At 66.3% G+C, this 20,834-nt stretch carries 21 protein-coding genes and 1 pseudogene; 8 read left to right on the plus strand and 14 right to left on the minus strand.

Annotated elements, in window-relative coordinates; translation table 11 throughout:
* Positions 1 to 193: 193 nt before the first annotated feature.
* Entirely contained in the window at positions 194 to 1,423 is a 1,230-nt protein-coding gene (locus tag AB0B25_RS04275) for an acyl-CoA dehydrogenase family protein (protein WP_357174469.1), read from the minus strand.
* 32 nt (positions 1,424 to 1,455) lie between these two features.
* Positions 1,456 to 2,847, minus strand: coding sequence for an acyl-CoA dehydrogenase family protein (locus tag AB0B25_RS04280; protein ID WP_357174472.1), 1,392 nt, complete (start codon positions 2,845 to 2,847; stop codon positions 1,456 to 1,458).
* A 443-nt stretch (positions 2,848 to 3,290) separates the two neighbouring features.
* On the opposite strand from AB0B25_RS04280, the gene AB0B25_RS04285 reads away from it, so the two are divergent.
* Both AB0B25_RS04285 and AB0B25_RS04290 read left to right on the plus strand, forming a co-directional pair.
* Entirely contained in the window at positions 3,291 to 4,499 is a 1,209-nt protein-coding gene (locus tag AB0B25_RS04285; protein WP_357174475.1) for a hypothetical protein, read from the plus strand.
* Complete coding sequence (locus tag AB0B25_RS04290) at positions 4,390 to 4,953, plus strand: recombinase family protein (protein ID WP_357174478.1); 564 nt, start codon at positions 4,390 to 4,392, stop codon at positions 4,951 to 4,953. Before AB0B25_RS04285 ends, AB0B25_RS04290 begins: the two co-directional genes overlap by 110 nt.
* A gap of 172 nt (positions 4,954 to 5,125) precedes the next feature.
* On the opposite strand, the gene AB0B25_RS04295 is transcribed toward AB0B25_RS04290, so the two are convergent.
* The 10 genes and pseudogenes from AB0B25_RS04295 to AB0B25_RS04340 all read right to left on the minus strand — a co-directional run bounded on the left by AB0B25_RS04295 (position 5,126) and on the right by AB0B25_RS04340 (position 13,121).
* Positions 5,126 to 5,695 (minus strand): hypothetical protein, encoded by a 570-nt coding sequence (locus AB0B25_RS04295; RefSeq protein ID WP_357174480.1) that lies wholly within the window; start codon positions 5,693 to 5,695, stop codon positions 5,126 to 5,128.
* Positions 5,696 to 5,809: 114 nt separating this feature from the next.
* Entirely contained in the window at positions 5,810 to 6,583 is a 774-nt protein-coding gene (locus tag AB0B25_RS04300; RefSeq protein WP_357174483.1) for a hypothetical protein, read from the minus strand.
* A 157-nt stretch (positions 6,584 to 6,740) separates the two neighbouring features.
* A pseudogene (locus AB0B25_RS04305) lies at positions 6,741 to 7,064 on the minus strand (ATP-binding protein); the annotation flags it as partial.
* Positions 6,980 to 7,441: a hypothetical protein gene (locus AB0B25_RS04310; RefSeq protein WP_357174486.1), complete on the minus strand. Its 462-nt coding sequence runs from the start codon at positions 7,439 to 7,441 to the stop codon at positions 6,980 to 6,982. The gene AB0B25_RS04310 and the pseudogene AB0B25_RS04305, both read right to left, overlap by 85 nt.
* Before the next feature lie 482 nt (positions 7,442 to 7,923).
* Positions 7,924 to 8,829, minus strand: a complete 906-nt coding sequence (gene ftsX / locus AB0B25_RS04315) for a permease-like cell division protein FtsX (protein ID WP_357174489.1) — start codon at positions 8,827 to 8,829, stop codon at positions 7,924 to 7,926.
* A complete protein-coding gene (gene ftsE / locus AB0B25_RS04320) occupies positions 8,829 to 9,518 on the minus strand; it encodes a cell division ATP-binding protein FtsE (protein WP_357174490.1) in 690 nt (229 codons plus the stop codon). Before ftsE ends, ftsX begins: the two co-directional genes overlap by 1 nt.
* Before the next feature lie 84 nt (positions 9,519 to 9,602).
* Entirely contained in the window at positions 9,603 to 9,725 is a 123-nt protein-coding gene (locus AB0B25_RS04325) for a hypothetical protein (protein WP_357174493.1), read from the minus strand.
* 16 nt (positions 9,726 to 9,741) lie between these two features.
* The gene (locus AB0B25_RS04330) at positions 9,742 to 10,602 is read right to left on the minus strand and encodes a mechanosensitive ion channel family protein (protein WP_357174496.1); all 861 of its coding nucleotides are present in this window, start codon (positions 10,600 to 10,602) and stop codon (positions 9,742 to 9,744) included.
* Positions 10,603 to 11,718, minus strand: coding sequence for a peptide chain release factor 2 (gene prfB, locus AB0B25_RS04335; RefSeq protein WP_357066196.1), 1,116 nt, complete (start codon positions 11,716 to 11,718; stop codon positions 10,603 to 10,605).
* Positions 11,719 to 12,260: 542 nt separating this feature from the next.
* Positions 12,261 to 13,121 (minus strand): helix-turn-helix transcriptional regulator, encoded by an 861-nt coding sequence (locus AB0B25_RS04340; protein WP_357174498.1) that lies wholly within the window; start codon positions 13,119 to 13,121, stop codon positions 12,261 to 12,263.
* 142 nt (positions 13,122 to 13,263) lie between these two features.
* On the opposite strand from AB0B25_RS04340, the gene AB0B25_RS04345 reads away from it, so the two are divergent.
* Together AB0B25_RS04345 and hisN are read left to right on the plus strand one after the other, a co-directional pair.
* Entirely contained in the window at positions 13,264 to 13,860 is a 597-nt protein-coding gene (locus AB0B25_RS04345; RefSeq protein ID WP_357174501.1) for an NAD(P)H-dependent oxidoreductase, read from the plus strand.
* 242 nt (positions 13,861 to 14,102) lie between these two features.
* Entirely contained in the window at positions 14,103 to 14,888 is a 786-nt protein-coding gene (gene hisN / locus AB0B25_RS04350; RefSeq protein WP_357174504.1) for a histidinol-phosphatase, read from the plus strand.
* Between the two features lie 78 nt (positions 14,889 to 14,966).
* Here the strand turns inward: hisN and AB0B25_RS04355 are convergent, their stop codons facing one another.
* Positions 14,967 to 15,410 carry a GNAT family N-acetyltransferase gene (locus AB0B25_RS04355; protein WP_357174507.1) on the minus strand — a complete coding sequence of 148 codons (444 nt, stop codon included), beginning with the start codon at positions 15,408 to 15,410 and terminating at the stop codon, positions 14,967 to 14,969.
* Positions 15,331 to 16,767, minus strand: a complete 1,437-nt coding sequence (locus tag AB0B25_RS04360; protein ID WP_357174510.1) for a hypothetical protein — start codon at positions 16,765 to 16,767, stop codon at positions 15,331 to 15,333. The genes AB0B25_RS04355 and AB0B25_RS04360 overlap by 80 nt, the downstream gene beginning before the upstream one ends.
* Positions 16,768 to 16,893: 126 nt before the next feature.
* Between AB0B25_RS04360 and recQ the strand changes: the two genes are divergently transcribed.
* The 4 genes from recQ to smpB all read left to right on the plus strand — a co-directional run bounded on the left by recQ (position 16,894) and on the right by smpB (position 20,782).
* On the plus strand, positions 16,894 to 18,771 hold the full coding sequence (gene recQ, locus AB0B25_RS04365) for a DNA helicase RecQ (RefSeq protein ID WP_357174512.1): 1,878 nt from the start codon (positions 16,894 to 16,896) through the stop codon (positions 18,769 to 18,771).
* An 84-nt stretch (positions 18,772 to 18,855) separates the two neighbouring features.
* Positions 18,856 to 19,935: a metallophosphoesterase gene (locus AB0B25_RS04370; RefSeq protein WP_357174514.1), complete on the plus strand. Its 1,080-nt coding sequence runs from the start codon at positions 18,856 to 18,858 to the stop codon at positions 19,933 to 19,935.
* Between the two features lie 67 nt (positions 19,936 to 20,002).
* Positions 20,003 to 20,245, plus strand: coding sequence for a hypothetical protein (locus AB0B25_RS04375; RefSeq protein WP_357174516.1), 243 nt, complete (start codon positions 20,003 to 20,005; stop codon positions 20,243 to 20,245).
* A gap of 63 nt (positions 20,246 to 20,308) precedes the next feature.
* Positions 20,309 to 20,782: an SsrA-binding protein SmpB gene (gene smpB, locus AB0B25_RS04380; protein WP_327109688.1), complete on the plus strand. Its 474-nt coding sequence runs from the start codon at positions 20,309 to 20,311 to the stop codon at positions 20,780 to 20,782.
* Positions 20,783 to 20,834: the final 52 nt, after the last annotated feature.

Consider the following 20,834-nt stretch of genomic DNA (forward strand, 5'->3'; position numbering starts at 1 on the left):
GGCCCGTGGTCCAGAGTCGCACTATCGCCAAATATGGTGGTGCTCTGAAGGTTCGGGCCGCACGCTGTTCGGTGCGAAGCCGCCGGCGACAGAATATGGTTGCTGGCTGTCGCCGGCGGAAAGTTCTCGCTCGACGTCATAAACCCGGTGCGAATCCGGCACCGGATGTGCATCGGGCCCGTTGTCTACCAGACTATTTCAGCTCGGCACTGGTCTTCCCGAGCACTCGTCGCGCCACGATCAACTGCTGGATCTGCTGGGTGCCTTCGAAGATGTCGAGGATCTTGGAGTCGCGGCCCCACTTCTCCAGTAGGGTGCGCTCCGAGTAGCCGATGGCGCCGGCCAGTTCGACCGCCTTCAGTGTGATGTCGGTGCCGGCGCGGCCCGCTTTCGCCTTGGACATGGACGCCTCGAGCGAGTTCGGTTTCTTGTTGTCGGCCATCCATGCCGCACGCAAGGCGAGCAGGTAAGCGGACTCGTAATCGGCCTCCATACGCAGGAATTCGGCAGCGGCGGCGGGCTGATTGTTGGCCGGGATGTCATAGGAGATCTCGACTCCCGCGCCGGTCAGGATGGCGCGCAGTTCCTCGAGGGCGGCGCGGGCGACACCGACCGCCATCGCCGCGACGAGGGGACGGGTGTTGTCGAAGGTCTGCATGACCCCCGCGAAGCCCTTCTCCACGTTGACTTCCGGGTTACCGAGGATGTTGTCCTTCGGAATCCGGCAGTCCTGCAGCAGCAGAACGGCGGTGTCGGAGGCCTTGATGCCGAGTTTGTGCTCGAGCCGCGCCACCGACAGGCCGGGAGCGTCCCGGGGTACGACGAAGGACTTGATCGCCGCTCGGCCGAGGCTTTTGTCGAGCGTCGCCCACACCACGATGTGGGTGGAGCGCTGACCCGCGGTCACGAAGATCTTCTCGCCGTTGAGTACCCACTCGTCGCCGTCGAGCACTGCGGTAGTGGAGACGGCGGCGGAGTCGGAGCCGAACGCGGGCTCGGTGATAGCCATCGACGCCCACACCTTGCCGAAGCGCTTCAGCTGCTCGTCGGTGGCGACGGCGGCAATCGCCGCGTTGCCCAGCCCCTGGTAGGGAATCGACAGCATCAGGCCGACGTCGCCCCACGAGGTTTCCAGCGCGTTCAACAGTGCGGACATGTTGCCGCCGTTGCTGTTTCCGAGCAGCTCGGTCGCGTGGCCGTCGGTCTCGATGTCGTCGGCACGGCCACCCGCGGCGCCGCCGATCTTCTGGGTGCCGGAGTCGGCGAGGCCCTCCACCATGGCGGCCATGGTGTCCAGCTCGACCGGGTAGTCGTGCTCGGCGAGGTCGTACTTGCGCGAGATCGGGCGGAAAATCTCCTGCGCGACCTGGTGCGCCTGGTTGGCGCTGGCCCGCAGCTTCTTAGGGAGTTCGAGGTTGATCATGGTGAGGTCTCCTGGAAAACGGAACGAGCCGGTTAGATGAGCACGACGCCTTCGGCGACGCCGATGGCCCGCAGGTCGCGGTACCAGCGCTCGACCGGGTGTTCCTTGGTGAAGCCGTGCCCGCCGAGCAGTTGGACGCCATCGAGGCCGATCTGCATCCCCTTGTCGGTCGCGAGCTTTCTGGCCAGTGCCGCCTCGCGGCCGAAGGACAGGCCCTGCTCCGCACGAGAGGCCCCACGGAGGGTCACCAAGCGCATACCGTCGAGTTCGATCGCGATATTGGCAACGGTGAAGGCGACTGCCTGGCGATGCGAGATCGGCTCGCCGAACGCCTCCCGCTCGTTCACATACGGAATGACGTAGTCCAGCACAGCTCGTCCGGTACCCGCGGCGAGCGCGGCCCAGCCGAGACGGGCCAGTCGTACCGCGTCGGCGTAGTCCTCGGCGCGGGATCTGCCGTCCCCGTCACCGAGGATGGCGTCGGCGCCGACCGCGACGTTGTCCAGGATCAGGCGACCGAGACCCGCGCCACGCAGACCCATGCTCGGGTCGGCCTCCACCACCAGGCCTGCGGTGTCCGACTCGATGACGAACAGCGCGGGACGGCCGTCGAGTTCGGCGCCGACCAAGAACAGCTCGGCATCGGCCGCTGCGGGCACCAGGCTCTTCACGCCCGAGATGCGGTAGCCGCTCGGTGCGCGCACCGCCTTGGTCTGCAGGGCGAACGGATCGAACAGTGCCCGTGGCTCGCTGATCACGACCGCGGCCTGTGGCACGTTCGTGCTGGTGAAGGCTGGTAGATAGGTCTTCTGCTGCGCGGCGGTGCCCCACTGCGACAGCGCGACCGCGACGCCGCTCGGCGCCAGGATGGGCAGTGCCAGGCCCATGTCACCCTGCGCCAGCGCTTCGGCGACCAGCACGTTGGTGACCGCGCCGCGCTCGGCGGCCGCGCCGTCGAGTTCCTCGGGAACGTTGATCAGTGTGATGCCGAGTTCGGCGGCCCGCTCGAGCAACTCGCGCGGCGTCGCGGCGGCGCGGTCGGCGTCATAGGCTGCCGGACGCACGATCTCGGCGGCGAATTCCCGGACCGTCTCGACGATCATCTGCTGGTCGTCGGTCGGGGTCAGGTCGAAGGAGTCTTTGCCTTTCGACTCGTTGGCCGCGAGGCGCTGGGGAGCGCCGGTGCCGGCGACCTTGGCGAAGGCACGGGTGGCGGCGCCGATCGCGCGGAAGCCGGTCTTGGTGCCCTCGTAGGTGACGCGCTCGATCGGTTTACGCAGGTTGTACTTCTGGGCGAGGTCCGACCCGGTCAGGGTCGTCATGACCCGCATCGCCGCGCCCATCCAATCCCGCCTGGGTTGGTTCAGGCCGACCGCGGACGTGTCCGGACGTCGCTTCGTTGCGCTGTCTCGAGTGCTCATCATCACCTGTTCTCTCGGATGGGCGAGTGCGGTCTGCAGGCCAGCTACCTTACTCTTGAGTAATACTATCTTACTTCAGAGTAAGGAGAGCGTCGGCCCCAGCGGCTGTCGGCGGAACGTGAAATGGCGTTCCGTTGACAAATACCTGCCGCAACCACGGAGAACACCGCGCACGATCGACGCGGACCTGCAGCATCTGCGGACGGACGATGTTCTGCACGGTCTCCAAGGCCACGGGCCTGCCGTCGTGTCGCTCCTGCCTGCAGGTCTGGGCGACCTGCACGAAGTGCGGGGTCATGAAACAGATCCGAGGCGGAACCCGCCACAAGCCGCTCTGCGCCACCTGCGCCCAACCAGACCTTTCCCGATGGCATGCCTGCCCCGGCTGCGGTGAACACGGACAACTCTCACCAAGGCCATGCCGACGCTGCACGCTCGATCGGCGGATGCGGTTGCTGCTCGATGACGGAACCGGGTCCATCCGTCCGGAACTGCAGGCCCTGCACCGCAACTTCGCCACCACCTCTCGGCCTCGCACCGGCCTGCGCTGGCTCGCCGAAAACAGCACCGCCAGCAGCCTTTTGGCCGACATGGCATCCGGACCTCGATCGCTGGACCACACCACGCTCGACGAACAGCCTCACGGCCAGACGCTCGAGCAACTGCGCGCGATCCTGGTCAACACCGGTGCCCTGCCCGCCCGCGACGAACACCTGATCCGTCTTCAACGCTGGATCGATGAACAACTGGCCGCCCGCACCAGCGCCACCGACAAGGAACTGCTGCACCGTTACGCCGTCTGGCACCTGCTTCGCCGGCACCGCCAGCGGACCGGCGGCACCACCACCGACAACCAGGCCAAGACGATCAAGTATCAGGTCACCGCGGCGACCGTCTTCCTGGACTGGCTGCGCGAGAACAACCTCACCCCGACAACCTGCCGACAGAGTGATCTCGAACGATGGCTCGCGCTCCCAGCCGCGAGCAATCGTCAGTACCTCGGCCACTTCGTGCGCTGGGTCAGCAGACACAGCATCAACCCGCACCTGCACATGCGCGCAGTCCGCTGGACCGGGCCGACGCGACCACTCGACCACGAACAGCGCTGGCAACACATCCACCATCTTCTCGACGGCACCGGCATCGACACCTCCACCCGGGTCGCCGGTCTGCTCACGCTGTTCTACGCCCAAACCCCGACCGCCATCAGCCGCCTCACCACCGACGACATCCTCGTCGACGGCGACACCGTCCAGCTCCGGCTCGCCGCCACCCCGCTGACCCTGCCCCCACCCCTCGCGGAACTGGTCACCGATCTGATCGCCACCCGGCGCAGCGCCGCCGTCCTCGGCGAAACGGGCACCTCCACATGGCCGTTCCCCGGACAACGCCCCGGACAGCCAGCACGCGGAATCACCATCAGCCGCCAACTCAACCGGGGCTACGACACTGCTCGGCGGCACCGGGCGGAAAGGCATGTAGATGGACCTCGGCTACGCCCGCGTCTCCACCACCCACCAGGACCTCGAACGTCAACTCGTCGCGTTGGGCGAGCACGGGATACCGGAGGAACGGATCTACGCCGACAAGAAGACCGGCACCACGATCGACCGCCCGCAGTTCACCGAGCTGCTGCGCTACGCCCGGCCAGGTGACACCATCGTCGCGACCAACCTCGACCGGCTCGGCCGCAACCTGCGCGAGTGCCTCAACGTCATCCACGACCTCACCGAACGTGGGGTCGGGGTGAAGACCTTGCGCGATCCGTTGCCGATCGACACCACCGACACCTCAGGCATGGCCGAACTCTCCGTGGCGATGCTGGCGTTGTTCGCGCACATGGAGCGGGTGTTCATGCGCGAGCGCGCCGCTCATGCCCGGGAGGTCGCTGCCGCCCAGGGCAAACAACCCGGCCGGCCCCGCAAGCTCAGCCCCGCCCAGCTCGCCATGGTGCGGGCCGCACTGCGCGAGGACCAGCCCGTCGAGCAAGTCGCCGAAGCATTCGGGGTATCGCGGGCCACCCTGTACCGCTACCTCGCCGAAGCCGTCGACGCGCAACCGAGTATCAGCGAACCCAAAGGAAAGGACAAAGAGAGACGAACGGGGTAGTGGTGCAGATGCCTGAGATCCGACGGCTGGCTAGACAGGTGAATCGGGGCAACGGTTGCAGGCGAAATTGGGCCGTCACTCGGTGGCATCGAACGGTGGTCCGTACAGGCGAATTTGAGCATCACTGCGAAGCGTCTCGGCTGTCTAGCGCCGGCGCAGGTGGGTCGTGGTGTCAGAGAATCTGCGGTCGCGGCCAGACACCGCCCCGCTCGACGGCGTCAGTGAGGAACGTGGTGAAGTCGTCGGCCTGCCTGATCCATTGCTCCGCGTATGTAACGAGCGACTTCTCCGCAGGCGCGGTGGACGTCGACTGGAACACGTAGACACCCGGCTCCCGGTCGCTGCTGAGGCTAAACCCGAAGCCGTGCTGGTAGGTGCCGAGGCTGTGGGCGGTATCGGCATGCACCACAGCATCGGCGAAGTGGAAAAAGCCCTTGTCGTCGACGTCGGGACCGTAGAGATCCCGGACGTCCACGACGTCCGGGTCGAAGTCCACGATGTCGGGTCCGAACCCGTAGATGTAGAAGAGCTCGTTGTCCTTCTCGTCAGTGCGCTGCAGTCCTGCGTACTTCCAAAGGAACTCCACATAACCAGAGTCGCGAGACAGCCCGGGGTAGGAGTCGAAGAACGCCATCACCCGGGGTGCCAAGGTGAGATTGGGCGTCACCGGGTGGCGGGGTCCCGCTCCCACCCGGGTGCCAGGCAGCGCGCTGAACGCGGCAACGAGCGAATCGATGATCATCGGGACCTCCGAGCCGACGAGTGAAATGCGTGCCTCGACAACCGCAGCACAGCGCGCAGGCTTGCTCGGCGAACCGTCCGGTACCCGCCCAGCAGCCGCAAGTCCAGGCCCGAATCACATGGGGTCCAACAGGCTTGGCATGCCAAGCCACTGGTATGCGACCCATCCGAGCCACTCCTGGTCAGTTGACGGATAGCCCCCCGCGGCAGCGATATCCTGGCCTTTCTCGAAGGCAGTGGTTCGCCACGCTGGTGGGCGTAGATGCGGTGGTCGATGGTCGCGCACTGTGTCGAGCGCCAACCAACGTCCAATTAGGGTTCGCGCTGCTTGCTGAGCGTCGACTCCCAGTAGCCAGTCGACGATGTCTGGCAGACAACTATCGAGGAAGCCGTCTGGAAGATCGCCGACGTTCCGGGGATCTCGTGTATAGGCGAACCAAGGAACGGCAACCTCGTGGACCTTCCTTGCGAAATCCTCGAGCTGGCTGATCCGTTGCTGGGGTGTGGTCAGGTTGATCTCGTAATGTCGACCGTAGTCGAGCGCCCCGGCGAAGGTCGTTCTGCAGATCCAACGATTATCGGTCGCGATGTGGTTGGGTCTGAGCAGGTTGACATCGGTATGCCGAAGTCCATTGTCGTATACCAACAACGTGATGTTCGAGGTGCCGATGTACTCGCCCGTCCGGTTGAATTTGGACGGTTGAATCGAAATCTGCTCGACGCGTGTCCCCGCTCGTCGTTGTAGCGATGTCGACGATTTCAGCCAAGTATCGAAGCCGCAATCGGCAAGGTTCAGAGCAAGCCAGCGGCCAGCGGCGTGTATCACTTGCCTCGGTTGTTCCAAGGTGACCAGTTCGTGGGTGAGGCGAGCCGCCGTTTCCGTCCCCATCGCGCGACGGTAGCTCACAAGCCGATGAGGTGGTTCTTCTCAGGAGTGGGAGCTTTCTCATCTTGAATCCCCGAGATGTCGGGAGACTCCCGAATCACGTTGTGACCAGGTAATTCCAGACGAATTTCGGCGTCACCCTGGGGGTTTCGGTGGGCGGTCAGGGCTGGAGTTCGGGCGTCGGCGGTGCACTGTGTCGCTCGGCCGGGGTGGTCTGTCTGGTGGCTTGCGCGGTGCGGGCCAGGCGGTAGCTTTGGGTGTCGGTCTCGATGATTTGCCCGCCGAAGGTCAATCGATCGACAATGGCCGAGCACAGACGAGGATCGGTGAAGGTTTTCGTCCAGCCCCCGAACGACTCGTTGGACGCTATTGCGACGCTGTTCTTCTCCTCCCTCTCCGTCAGAACCTGGAACAGCAGCTCGGCGCCGCGGCGGTCCAGCGCCATATACCCCAGTTCATCGATGCAGAGCAGATCAACTCGGCCGTCGCCCCGGCCAGCGCTCCCGGCTTGCGCATCAACCCTTCCAGATAGTGATCGAGGTCCATGCGTGTCTGCGCCTTGCCCGCGATCCGCTCGTGCCGGGCGACCTCGGTCCGGCCCTCGTAGACGACCAGCATGGACGCGTGCAGCAGCACTCGCAGTTGACGGCCGATCAACCGGACCGGGACGCTGTAGCGGTTGGGGCGTACCGTGACCAGCGAGTACCTGTCAACACGCGGGGTGAACCACAGCCCGGTCTCGAACTCTTCCTGTGGAAGCCGTTTGAGCAGCGGTTTCTCGGCCTCAAAATGCTCGCCGATGGTCCGGGCTCGGGCACCGATCCGCCGGGCGTCATCGGTCGCGTCCCACTCATCGACCATCGCGTTTAGCTCATCTACCGAGTTCACACAAGGTACGCAGAGTGAGGGTGGTCTGGAGATCGGTAGCTTGCGTACGAAGGGGACGGGGCAGGACGGAAAATCCCAGCTCTCGCTCACATTTCGGGGTGGATTAGACCCTGGACCCTTACCCTGAGCTAATCCAGGGGGTAATCCAGGCCCTAATCAAGGGGTTCGAACAGTTCTACAGGCCGTGCCCTCGGTCGGGGCCGCGGCCGCGACCAGGTGCCCGGTAAGGCATCTCGGGAGCACGTCCGGTGGACGGAGGCTGGTAGGCGTCGAGAGACAACCTCTGCGGCAGACCGACCTCGAGCCGGACACCTGCCGGCGCATGTGGCGTGGGTTGTCTGTCGCCCGGAAACGCCGTGTGCCGAGCTTTCGGGTGTCGGAAACGAGCGCACGCGCTCGAGGTACGCGTCCGGCGAGGGCGCGTGCACTCGCCGGACGTCACGTCGGGCGAACGCTCACTCGCGGACGTAGTAGCGCAGTGTCGCGTAGGCGGTGAGCGCCGCGAACCCGATACCGACGGGTGCGATGACCAGCGCGGTCATCGCGATATCGTCGCCGGTGATGCGGGGGAACACCTTGCTGGCGAACAGGTCGCCCAGCGCGCGGTCGATCACCAGCGGGCGCGCGACGAGCAGGCCGATCATCGCGACCGCCGAGCCGGCCAGCGCGGCGACCACCGCCTCGAGCAGGAACGGTAACTGGGTATACCAGCGGGTCGCGCCGACCAGCCGCATGATGCCGACCTCGGTACGCCTGGTGAATGCGGCGATCTGCACCATGTTCGCGATCAGCAGCAGCGCCGCGAGCGCTTGCAGCACGGCAAGGCCGAACGCGGCGTTGCGCAATCCGTCGAACAGGCTGACCAGCCGGTCCACGATGTCCTTGTCATTGCGGACCATGCCGACGCCGGGCCGGTCGTAGAAATTCTCGTAGATCGTCGGATACAGCTCGGCATTCGTCATCTTCACCCGCAGCGATGCGGGCAGCGGCGTTTCACTGACGTATTTGGCCAGCTCGGGCTGGTCTTTGAAAGTCTTGTCCCTGGCCTCGCGGATCGCGTCGTCGCGATTGAGGAACTGGACCGATTCCACGCCGCTGGTCGCCTTCAGATCGGCCGTCAGCGATCGGCACGGGTCCTGCGAACAGTCCGGGTCGTTGGCCGAGACATCCTCGGTGAGATACAGCCGTACCTCGAGCCTGTCGAGGAAGTATTGCTCGGTCTTATCCGCGATCCGCACCGCGAGCAGGCCGCCACCGAGCATGGTGAGGGAGACCGCGGTGGTCAGGATCATCGCGATGGTCATCGTGACGTTGCGGCGCAAGCCTTCGAAGACCTCGCCGAACAGGAAACTCGCGCGCATTATCGGCCCACCCCGTAGACGCCGGTCGCCTCGTCGCGCACCAGACGTCCGTGGTCGAGCTCGACCACCCGTCTGCGCATCGCATCGACGATGTGGTTGTCGTGGGTCGCCATCAGCACCGTGGTGCCGATGCGGTTGATCCGTTCCAGCAGCATCATGATGTCGGCGCTGGTATCCGGGTCGAGATTGCCGGTCGGCTCGTCGGCCAGCAGCACCAGCGGTCGGTTCACGAAGGCCCGCGCGATCGCCACCCGCTGCTGTTCGCCGCCGGACAGCTCGGTCGGGAGCCGATCCGCCTTGCCGCCGAGGCCCACCATGTCGAGCACCTCCGGGACGGTGCGGTCGATGAACTGACGCCGCTTGCCGATCACCTCCAGCGCGAACGCGACATTCTGGTAGACCGTCTTCTGCTGCAGCAGCCGGAAGTCCTGGAAGACACATCCGATCCGCTGGCGCAGTTTGGGCACCCTCCGGTTGGGCAGCCGGTCGACCCGGAAGTCGGAGACCTGGATCTCGCCCGCCGTGGGAGATTCCTCTTTGAGCAGTAGCCGCATGAAGGTCGACTTGCCCGAGCCGGACGGTCCGATGATGAAGACGAACTCGCCCTTACCCACATCGACGGTGATGTTGTCCAGCGCGGGTCGCGTCGAGGTCTTGTAGGACTTGGTGACGTTCCGCATGGTGATCACGGGGAGCCAGTGTAGCCAGCCGACCCGCGTTTCCGCTGATGTCGAGCACGGGGGACGTGGTGGTGACAGCACGTCCCGCACGGCTCAATGGCTCGGTGACTCCGTAATCACCGCCGCGGGAATGGTGTTCACCGGCGTGGGCGTGGTGGCAACCTCATCCGGTCTGATGAAGACGTACAGCACGAACGTGGCGACCCAGGTTGCCATCAGGATCGCCGTGGATCTACGTGGTCTCACTGATTCCCTCCCGGCGCAACGCCGCGGCTACCCGCACCCGCAGTTCACGTCCGACGTCGAATTGTTTGCCTGGCAACGTGCGGGCAACCATCCGGATGTTCATTTGATCAACGGTGAGGTCTTCTACACCCATGACGGTCGGCTCGTCGAGCAGTAGCGGCTTCAGGCGAGCGTCTTCGTACGCCTTGGTGCCGACCTCGTGCAGGATCTCGTTGACCCTGGTGATATCAGCGCTGGCGGCCACCGGTACGTCGATCGCCGCGCGGGCCCAATCCTTGGACAGGTTGGTGACTTTCACGATCTGACCATTGGGGACGGTGATCACCTCACCGTCCGCGTTGCGCAAGGTCGTGATCCGCAGCGTGACGTCCTCGACCGTACCCTCGGCGTGCTCCGCGGATCCGGTGACCGCGATGCGGACCACATCGCCGAAACCGTACTGCCGTTCGGCGATCAGGAAGAACCCGGCGAGAATGTCCTGCACGATGCGCTGCGCACCGAAACCGAGCGCGGCGCCGAGCACGGCGGCGGGCGCGACCAATCCGGTCACCGCGAAACCGAGCCGCCGCAGCACCTCCATGGTGATCAACACGTAGGCGATGGTCAGCACCACCCAGGTGATCACCTGGGCCAAGGCGTGCCGGTGCTTGGCCGCCTCGGTCCGCACCAGCGCGTCGCTGCTGCGGAACTGAGCATCGATCTTGCGCGTGATGTGGTCGCGGACGAACGTGGCGAACCGGGCGAACAGTACTGCTCCGAGAACCAACAGCACGATCTCCAGGCCGGCGCCGCGCAGCCACGTGGTGAAGTCGGTCGAGGCGACCGCCTGGATTCCCACGACATTCATCTAGCTCGCCTGCTCTCGCATTCGCCAACGGATGCCGGACTCGATGAACCCGTCGATGTCACCGTCGAGTACCGACGACGGGTTGTTGACCTCGAAATTCGTCCGCAGGTCCTTGACCATCTGATACGGGTGCAGCACATAGGAGCGCATCTGGTTGCCCCAGGACGCGCCCTCGTTCGTCTTCAGCGCGTCCATCTCGGCGCGCTCCTGCTGCCGCTTGCGCTCCAGCAGTTTGGCCTGCAGCACCCGCATGGCCGAGATCTTGTTCTGCAGCTGGGACTTCTCGTTCTGGCAGGTGACCACGATGCCGGTCGGCAGGTGGGTGATGCGGACCGCGGAGTCGGTGGTGTTGACACTCTGCCCGCCCGGACCCGACGAGCGGTACACATCTACGCGGATCTCGGTTTCGGGCACCTCGATGTGGTCGGTGGTCTCGACCACGGGCAACACCTCGACCTCGGCGAAAGAAGTCTGGCGGCGCCCCTGGTTGTCGAACGGGCTGATCCGCACCAGGCGGTGCGTGCCCATCTCGACCGAGAGGGTGCCGTAGGCATACGGTGTTTTCACCGCGAATGTGGTGCTCTTGATGCCCGCCTCTTCGGCGTACGAGGTGTCGTACACCTCGACCGAGTACTTGTGCCGGTCGGCCCACCGGATATACATGCGCATCAGCATCTCGGCCCAGTCGGCGGCGTCCACGCCGCCCGCGCCGGAGCGGATGTTGACCAGCGCATCGCGCTTGTCGTACTCGCCCGACAGCAGCGTGCGAACCTCCATCGCCTCCACATCACCGTGCAGCGCGGCGCGTTCGGCGTCGGCGTCGGCGAGCGCGGCGACCCTGCCCTCGCCTTCTTCCTCCTCGGCCAGTTCGTAGAGCACCGGCAGGTCGTCGAGCCGCTGGCGCAGTTCCTCGACCCGGCGCAGCTCGCCCTGGGCGTGGGACAACTCGCTGGTCACCTGCTGGGCATGGTCCTGGTCGTTCCACAGGTCGGGGTCGGCCGCCTGATGCTCGAGCTCGTCGATGCGACGGCGCAGCTCCTCGATGTCGAGAACCGATTCGACCGTTTTCAGGGTGGCGTCGAGTTCGGCGAGATCAGCGGAAACGTCAGGATGCACGATCGCCAAGCCTAGCTGCCTCACTGAGACCGCAACACACGAGTGCGCGCGGTGTGATCGGCGCGGTCGGAGTGGGGATGCGGTGGCGCGGACGATCGGTTCGTGCCACCGCATCGGCGGCGCGCGATCGGCCTGGCCCCGACACCACGCGGATGCGATGCGATGAACCTCTTACGGCTCCCATTCTGAACGGTGACTGTAGTTGGCGCAGTTGGTGTTCAGAAGTTGTGGGGCAGCGGCGGGAAGGCCGCAGCCCCCTGTCACGCCCGACGCTTCGGCTCGCCACCCGAACTGTCCGTGCGCTGCTGCGGTTCGGGCTGCCCGGTGCTGGTCCCGGTCTCGAGGAGAGCTACGCGCGCGGCCTGCAGCAGTTCGTCGGAAAGTGGATTGCCTCGGGTGGCGCGGGCGACAGCTGGTTGAGCAGAGCCGTGCGCCGACTGAGGCCGACGGCCCCCCGCCCCACCACCATCGTGTGGTGGAAAGGTCGTCGGGTCGTGTTGATCGGCGACCGCAATCGAGGCGGTCGAGCGAAGCTCGTGGGGTCAGCCGGAGACCGCGCGCAATGCTCCGGGGCGGCGGCCCGTCAGGCTGTCGAGTGCGGCGGCAGTGGCATCGTCGGCCGGGAGATGGACGATCAGGCGCTGGTCGTCGTCGGCGGAGAGATCGAGGACCTCGTAAGTCAAACGGAGTGGACCGGCCTCGGGGTGTGCGAGCCGGGTGATACCGGTGGCGGGAGCCAGGCTGGGGACAGTATCGACACGATCAGCGAACGCGGGGCCGGCGGTGACAGTGAGTTCGTCGGCCAGGGCGGCGATATGCGGGTCGCCGCGGAACGGGCCTTGTTTCAGTGTGGCGACCATCTCGTCGGCGACATGCTCCCAGTCCGGGTACAGGGCGCGGATTCCGACGTCGGTGAAAACGAAACGGGTGAGGTTCGCCGCCGAATCGCCGCCGGCGAACAGGCCGGTCGGCGCCATCAGTCTGCGATAGCCGTCAGTGTGGGCGAGCACCTCGGTGAGGCGGTTCACGACCACGGCGGGCGCCGGCTCGAGCCGGTCCAGGATCGCTCGGATGGAGGGCCGCACGTGGCGCTGCGGCTGCGCACCACCCAAGCAGTTGAACCCGGGATCCGAGGCCTTGCTCAGGCGATGGAGGTGGACGCGTTCGGCGGGGGTCAGCCGCAGCGCATTCGCCAACGCGGAAAGCACCTGTGGCGAGGGACGCCGGTCGCGGCCCTGTTCGAGGCGCGTGACGTACTCGACACTCACCCCGGCCAGCGTCGCCAGTTCGGCCCGACGCAGCCCGGGGGTGCGGCGGCGCGGCCCGGTGGGCAGGCCGACCTGGGCAGGCGTCACCGTTTCGCGGCGGGTACGCAGGAACAGGCCCAGCTCGTTGTCACTCACCTTCCGAACGTAACAAGGAGGAACCGCCGGAGGGTGTCCCTGTCACTACCACTCTTGCGGCGGCCTCCCTGGCCTGCGTGCCGGGCGGCAGAGTGAGACCCGCGGCCCGGTCGGGTCGTCCTGTGAACCGAGGAGGAACAGCATGTCCAACGCCGTACCGAAGCTCGCGGTGATCATCGGCAGTGTCCGGGACGGACGCTTCGGACCTGTCGTGGCCTCGTGGTTCGCCGAGCAGGCCCGGCAGCACGGCGCGTTCGAGGTCGATGTCATCGATTTGGCCGAGGCGCACCTGCCGCTCGAACTGCCTGCCGTGTCCCCAGCGCTCGACCCGGATCCGCCGCGCCCGGCCGGCATGACCGACCTCACCAGACGGCTCACCGCGGCTGACGCCTTCGTGATCGTCACGCCCGACTACAACCGCAGCGTCCCCGCCGCGCTGAAGGCTGCCATCGACTGGCACTACACCCAGTGGGACGCCAAGGCGATCGGGTTTGTCGGCTACAGCGGAGCCAGTGGCGGCCTGCTCGCGATCGAGCACCTGCGCCAGATCTTCAACGAGCTCAACGCGCACACCGTCCGCAACTACGTCTCGTTCCCGCGCTACTACCTGCTTTTCGACGCCGCAGGTCGGCTGCGGGAACCCGACGACCCTGCGGCGGCCGCAGCAGCGATGCTCGACCAATTGCTGTGGTGGGCAAGTGCGCTGAGCACCGCGCGTGCAACTATCACGGCGGCGTGAGCAATGCGGCCCAGTGCACTCGATAGTGGTCCGGCATCTCGACGGGAGTAACGGAGTGATCGGACCGCGACGGCGGGTCCTCGTCGGCTTCGGCCCGCGCAGCCGCGAAGTCGGCCCGCTTGCGCTGGGGTGTCCGACCTGCCGTGGCGCTGGATCGGTGAACTCGGGTCGGGAACGATGCTCCGTGTACTCGGATGCCGGTGAACGTCGTCGGCAACTATCGGACCGATAGGGTGCGGGGCGTGGCTGTGTACTCCTCCGATCTCGAACTCGCCTTGCGACTGGCCGACACGGCAGATGCCATCACCCGGGCGCGCTTCGGTGCGCTGGATCTGAAAGTCGACGCGAAGCCCGATCTGACACCGGTATCGGATGCCGACTTGGCCGTGGAGGAGGCGATCCGGCAGGTGCTGTCGCAGACACGACCGGACGACGCGGTACTCGGTGAAGAGTTCGGCGGTGACGCCGAGTTCGGCGGAAGACAGTGGGTCGTCGACCCGATCGACGGCACGAAGAACTTCGTGCGGCGGGTACCGATCTGGGCGACGCTGATCGCACTGTTGGAGGACGGCGAGCCGGTCGTCGGTGTGGTGAGCGCGCCCGCGCTGGTTCGGCGCTGGTGGGCTGCCGCCGGCTCGGGAGCATGGTCGAACTTCGAATCGTCGGCGGCCACAGCGATCTCGGTCTCCGCGGTCGATGAGTTGAGTTCGGCCAGCTTGGCGTTCTCCAGCCTGTCCGGGTGGCGTGAGCGCGGCCTGCGCGACGAGTTCATCGCGCTGACCGACGATGTCTGGCGTGTCCGCGGTTACGGCGATTTTCTCAATTACTGCCTGGTTGCCGAGGGCGCCGTCGACATCGCGACCGAACCCGAAGTGTCCCTCTGGGATCTGGCCGCGCTGGACATCCTCGTCCGCGAGGCAGGTGGGCGCTTTACCTCCCTCGATGGCCGATCTGGTCCGCACGGCGGCGACGCCATCGCTACCAACGGCCTGCTCCACGACCTTGTCCTGGACCGCCTCCGGGGCTGACCGGCCTCCTGCCACGCACGGTGGATGCGCGGGGAGTCGGCTGCCCTGCGGGTGCGATCGGGATCACAACGAAATCCATCACTCGTAGGCAGAGTCCAAGAACTTCTCCATCAACACGACGTGGGTTGTGCCGCGGAACGGCGGCGGCAACGTTGTCTCCCGGACTTCGATGAAACCCTGTACGGCGTAATACTTTCGGAGAACCGCGTTGTCGGTGGCGGTGTCCAGGCGTTGCCGGGTGATGCCTCTGGCCAGGGTGTGGTCGGCGCAGAACTGGATGATGCGCGGCCCGAGGTCGCGACCACGATGCTCCGGGCCGACCATCAGGCCGTGGATATAGCCCGCCTCGGTCTCGTCGTCCGCGCCCCAGAAGTCCGGATCCCGCCAGACGAGGCGAACCGCGCCAACGAGCGTCGCGGACTTGTCGCGCCACACGAACCATTCACCACGTGCGGTTTCGTCTGCGACGCGCGTGGCAGGATATTCCCCGGGAATCCATTGCCCGATGCCGTTGTCGACCATCCACCGCGCCAACCGGTTCCGCAGCCCCGCGATGTCCTCGGCGTCCTCGACGCCGGCCGCCACCATGGGTGCCGATTCGACCACGATCTTTCCTTCCCAGCAGCACCGTTCCTCCATCGAACGTGAGTGCGGCACCAGCCGCACCGTCCGACCGGATCGACGGTACCGCGCCGATAGGGTTCGTTCGCGCGCGGATAGTCATGGCCGGGCGCGCCTTGGATTGGACGGCGATTGCTGGAAGCGGTATCCGCACGCTGCCGAGTTGTCCGGCCTGGGGCAATTCTCCAGTCGGCGTCGGAGCGATGCCCGGTGCTATCCCGCCGCATCCGGCGTGGCGGGGGGTGAGATCAATTCCTGCCGGCGGGCGCAGGCGACGCAGGCTGCCATCCATGCTGGTGACGAAGAGCGCCCACGATGCTGCGTCGGGCGCGATGCGGACCGAGGTGGCGCCGTCCGGTGGGTTGCGCACGGGCCCGGGTTTGATCAGGCCGGTGATGATGGCGCAGGTCGCGCCGGTGGTGGTGTCCACCTGGTAGACGGCGCCGAGGATGTGGTCGGCGACGAACAGGGCGCCGGCGCGCGTGGCCGCCATATCGTCAGGGAGCGCGACCAGATCGGGGATGCCCGAGACGAGGATGTGGTGGCCGGGATCGGTCAGCGGGATGCGATAGATCTGCAGCGTCATGGTGTCGACGTAGATCGACTCGCCATCGGCGGCGAGCGCAATGCCGTTGGACGGTGGCAGGCTCGCCCAATCTCGCTCGTACTCGCTCGTCTCGGGCCGATATCGGGAGATCCCGTTCGGGCCGCCGAGGCCGATGGTGGTGAACAAGAAGCTGCCGTCCGGCAGCAACAGCAGCCCGTTCGGACCGTTCAGCCCGGTCAGCAGGATCTGCACCGTGCGGGTCTCGGTGTCATAGCGCTGTAGTGTGCCCGGCGCCTGGCTGAGTCCGTCACCGGTGAGGAAGTACACGTACGGTCCCGCGACGCGAACCCCCGCCGGCCGCGACAATCCCGTCACCACTTTTTCCATCCACCCCGTACTGTCGACATGCGCGAGGTAGCCGTCCATGATTCCGGTGACGTAGAAGCCACCGGCGCCATCGGAGTCGAGGTTCTCCAGATTGCCGACGCCTTCGACAACCGTGGTGGTTTCCCACCCGGCCCCGCACGCGGCGGGAAACGCCGCGGCGTGTGCCGACGGCGTGGCCGCGGCGATCCCCGCGAGTACGGCGACGGTGAGCACCGTCGGCCGAACTCGGTTGCTGCCTTTTGCTGCTGCCATGGGCGTCAACCTAACAGCGCGGACAGCTGTGGGCAGATCGGTGAATTCCCGCGCAACGGGGCGAATCCGCACGTCAGCGGGTTGGTGGCCAGACAGCCGGCAGCCGACTATCCACATGTGGAGAACTGCGCCGTCGAGTACGGAGGGCGACCGGGCGTAGTCGTTTCGCCGCGGCAGGGTGCTCGTAGGATGGGCCGGGTGACTCCCCCCGATGACTTCGCGGCTCTAGCGCTCGACGACGATCCCGGTGTAGGCGCTGAATCCAGTGCAGCGCAACAGGTTCTGCGCCGAGTCTTCGGCTACGACAGTTTCCGCGGCGACCAGCGCGAGATCGTCGAGCACGTGGTCGGCGGCGGCGACGCGCTGGTGCTCATGCCGACCGGGGGCGGCAAGTCGCTCTGCTACCAAGTGCCCGCCCTGGTCCGCCCCGGCGTCGGGGTGGTGGTATCGCCGCTGATCGCGCTGATGCAGGACCAAGTGGACGCGCTCAGTGCGCTCGGCGTGCGTGCCGGCTTCCTGAACTCGAGCCAGTACCCCGACGAGCGCCGCGCGGTGGAGGCGCAATTCGTGGCGGGTGAACTCGATCTGCTGTACATGGCACCGGAACGGCTTCGCCTGGAATCGACCGCGCGGCTGCTCGACCAGGGCAAGGTCGCGCTGTTCGCCATCGATGAGGCACACTGCGTCTCCCAGTGGGGCCACGACTTCCGGCCCGACTATCTCGGCCTTTCCGTGTTGCACGAGCGGTGGCCGGACGTGCCGCGGATCGCGCTGACCGCCACCGCCACCGAGAAGACGCGCGACGAGATCATCCAACGGCTCGACCTAGGCTCGGCTCGACGCTTCGTCGCCAGTTTCGATCGGCCCAACATCCAGTACCGGATCGAGCCGAAGAACCGGCCGGATCGCCAGCTGCTGGACTTCATCCGCTCCGAACACAGCGGGGACGCGGGCATCGTCTACTGCCTCTCCCGCAACTCGGTGGACAAGACGGCCGCCTTCCTCAGCGAGAACGGCATCACCGCCGTGCCGTATCACGCGGGCCTGGACAATGGCACCCGTGCGGCGAACCAGTCGCGGTTCTTGCGCGAAGACGGCTTGGTGGTCGTGGCCACCATCGCCTTCGGGATGGGGATCGACAAGCCCGACGTGCGCTTCGTCGCACATCTGGACCTGCCGAAATCCGTTGAGGGGTACTACCAGGAGACCGGGCGCGCGGGCCGGGACGGACTGCCTTCCACCGCATGGATGGTCTACGGCCTCAATGACGTGGTGCAGCAGCGCAAACTGATCGATTCCTCCGAGGGCGACGCCGCGCATCGCCGCCAGCTCCAACTGCACCTGGACGCGATGCTGGCGCTGTGCGAGACGGTGAGCTGCCGCCGGACCCAGCTGTTGGCGTACTTCGGACAGCCCGGCCTGCCGTGCGGTAACTGCGACACGTGCCTGACCCCACCGCAATCCTGGGATGGCACCGTGGCCGCGCAGAAGCTGCTGTCGGCGGTACTGCGGCTCGAACGCGAACGCGGCCAGCGCTTCGGCGCGGGTCACATTGTGGACATCCTGCTGGGCAAACAGAATCCGAAGGTACAGCAGTACGGCCATCACGAACTGAAGGTCTTCGGCATCGGCACCGACCTGCGCGATGGGGAATGGCGCAGCGTGGTCCGGCAATTGCTCGCCGGTGGCCTGCTCGCCGTGCACGGCGACTACGGTGTGCTGACGCTGACCGAGGCCAGCAGCGAGGTGCTGTTCGATGGGCGCCGAGTGCCGCTGCGTCGCGAACCCGAGCGAGCGGCCAAACCCGTGCGCGCCGCGAAAGCCGGCAAATCCGTGGCCGCCGATCTGGCGCCCGTCGACGTGCCGATGTTCGAGAAGCTGCGCGAGTGGCGTGCGGCAACCGCAAAAGAGCAAGGCGTTCCGGCCTATGTCGTCTTCCACGACGCGACCTTGCGTGAGATCGCGGCTCGCAAGCCCGCGAGCCTCGCCGATCTCGGCAGCGTCGGCGGAGTCGGTGAGAACAAACTCGCGAAGTACGGCGAGCAGGTTCTCGAGGTGCTCACCGCCGGAAGGTGAGTTGTGCGAAGGTCCGGTAGCGTCCACTCCCCAGTGGGCGAGGATGGCTGCCGGGTGGGCGCGCGAAGGATTGTGGAGGCAAGCGTGAGTGATCGGGACATGGTCGGACGCCGCGAGTTTCTGGCCGGTGCGGCTACCCTCGCGGCCGGGGCGACGCTGGTGGGCCGCACGCCCGCGCAGGCGGTGCCGGTCGCGGAGGGAACCGTCAAGTTTCCCTTCCCGACCGGCCGTCGGGTACGCGTCCTGGTAACCGGGGACGCGGGCACCGGCACCCGCACCCAGTGGGCGGTCGCGGATGCGATGCGCGCTTTCCACGACCGCGAACCGATTTCGGTGGCGCTCGGCCTCGGTGACAACATCTACGAGCACGGCCCCGACAGCGCGGCCGATGTGCAGTTCGCCGACAAGTTCGAGCATCCGAACGCCGGCCTGGATTTTCCGTGGCTGATGGTGCTCGGAAACCATGACAACAGTTCCGTCCTCGCCGGTGACGGCGGCTGGCTGTTGCGCGGCAACGCCGAGGTGGAGTACCACGCCGACTCCCCACGCTGGTGGATGCCGAGCCGCTATTACTCGGTGCGAATCCCGGAGCACAACCCGGTGGTCGAGTTCTTCGTACTCGACGTCAACCCGCTGGCAGCCTACGTGCCGCCGATGTTCTCGCCGTACTGGGCGGCCGACGGCCAATTCATGACCGAGCAGGCGGCCTGGCTCGACCGGTCGCTCGCCGAGTCGACCGCCACCTGGAAGATCGCCTGCACTCACCACCCGTATCTGAACAACGGACCGCACGGCGACGCGGGGCACTACGAGGGACTATCGATCGAGCCGATCAACGGCGTGCATGTGCGGCGGTTCTTCGAGGACCACGTCATCGGTAGGTGCCAGTTCGTCGTCTCCGGGCACGACCACTCGCTTCAGGTGCTCGAACCGACGGTCACCTCCAAGGGCACCAGGCAGATCGTGTCCGGCGCCGCCGCCAAAACAGTCGGCGCCGAGCCGCGGTTCACCACGAGCGCGGGGCACGCCGCGGTGTTCGAGAACTATCACGAGCTCGGTTTCATGGTGCTCGACCTGACCGAGGACGCGGTCGACCTGCGCGTCCACACGGTCGACGTGGCGACCGGGGCGGGCACCGAGGCGTTCCGCCGACGCCTGGCCTGAATGCCAACCGTGGTGCGGCGCGCGGGAATGGCGACGGGCCACCGTCGCAGCGGCTACCGTTCTGGCCATGGCACCGGGTGATAGCTCCGACGACGGCGGAGCCGACATTTCCTCCGGCTCTCCGGGAGGCGAACCCGTGGACGCGCCGCCGCACGTCCGCGGCAGGACCGATCCCTCCGTGGACAGCGTGTGGCTCGGACTTCGGTCAGCACCGCTTCCGTCGCTACGGCACGGGCCGCGGTGGTCGACGGTGATCCTGGCGAGTGCGTTCATAGCGGTCCTGGTGCTCTACATCGTGGTGCGACGCTAGCTCGGCGGGCTGGCGCGACCTGCGGGAATAATACGATTGCCGCGTCACTTAGAGTTGACCGTTATGAAGGAGAAGGGGCGCAAGGTCATCGCGACCAACCGTCGGGCGCGGCACAACTACACGATCCTGGACATCTACGAGGCCGGGATCGCGCTGGTCGGCACCGAGGTGAAGAGCCTCCGGGAGGGCAAGGCGTCGCTCGTGGACGCCTTCGCTACCGTCGACAACGGCGAGGTGTGGCTGCGTGGGCTGCACATCCCCGAGTTCAGCCACGGCACGTGGACGAACCACTCGCCGCGCCGGGTGCGCAAGTTGCTTCTGCACAAGCGCGAGATCGAGCGGCTGGTCGGCAAATCGCGCGAGGGCAACCAGACGTTGGTGCCGCTGTCGATGTACTTCTCCGATGGCAAGGTGAAGGTCGAGCTGGCCCTGGCCAAGGGCAAGCAGGACTACGACAAGCGCCAGGACTTGGCGCGGCGCACCGCGGAACGAGAAGTCACCCGCGAGCTGGGACGGCGTATCAAAGGCATGCGCTGACCACCGGTGCGTGTGCTCGTGGATTCGTGGCGTGTGCACTGCCTACGGTGTC

This window comes from Nocardia sp. NPDC049190 (assembly GCF_040648115.1).
Lineage (GTDB): Bacteria > Actinomycetota > Actinomycetes > Mycobacteriales > Mycobacteriaceae > Nocardia.